We start from the raw sequence: 447 nt of genomic DNA, 5'->3' as shown, positions 1-447 counted from the left end.
CCATTTGGGTTAATTGAAGCAGTGAGTTGCTTTTGTCCTTAAAGGGATGGCTCCAACTTTTCAGCGGTTGCAGTGTATGGGCATTTGTTTGCGTTAACGCAGGAGCCTCTGCCCGGGGTATCTGCGGCGCTGTTGAAGACAGTGCGTCCGGCACATGAATCGGCGCCGTGCGGCCGGGGTTTAAGAGGTTAAAAAACACAGAGAATAAGTTAGCCATGATGTGATTCGCTCCTGGTTCGCAAAGGAATCAGCCAGAGAAACCCGCAGGCCCGTTGGCCTTGGATTTATGCTCGGTGAATTGAGGGGGCTGTGGCATATCCAGAACTTGTTGGGCTGGGGCCAGGAAGTCGAAGTACGCCGACTTGATGAGGTAGTCCCCCTGAGTCCCGGACACGATGCTGCTCGTATCGAGGGTGATGTAGCTGCCCCCTGCATTAAGGGTGATTT

1 protein-coding gene and 1 pseudogene are annotated in these 447 nt (G+C 53.7%); both read right to left on the bottom strand.

The window, feature by feature from the left end:
* Positions 1-217 (bottom strand): hypothetical protein (locus tag ACODSV_RS36325; RefSeq protein WP_489047525.1); only part of this gene is annotated, 217 nt, incomplete at its 3' end.
* A 30-nt stretch (positions 218-247) separates the two neighbouring features.
* Positions 248-447, bottom strand: a pseudogene (locus tag ACODSV_RS36320) (DUF2345 domain-containing protein); the annotation flags it as partial.

The sequence above is a fragment of the Pseudomonas sp. FG86 genome (assembly GCF_057808775.1).
The sequence above is the reverse complement of the archived record's forward strand: the minus strand, read 5'-3'. Positions and strand labels throughout refer to the sequence as shown.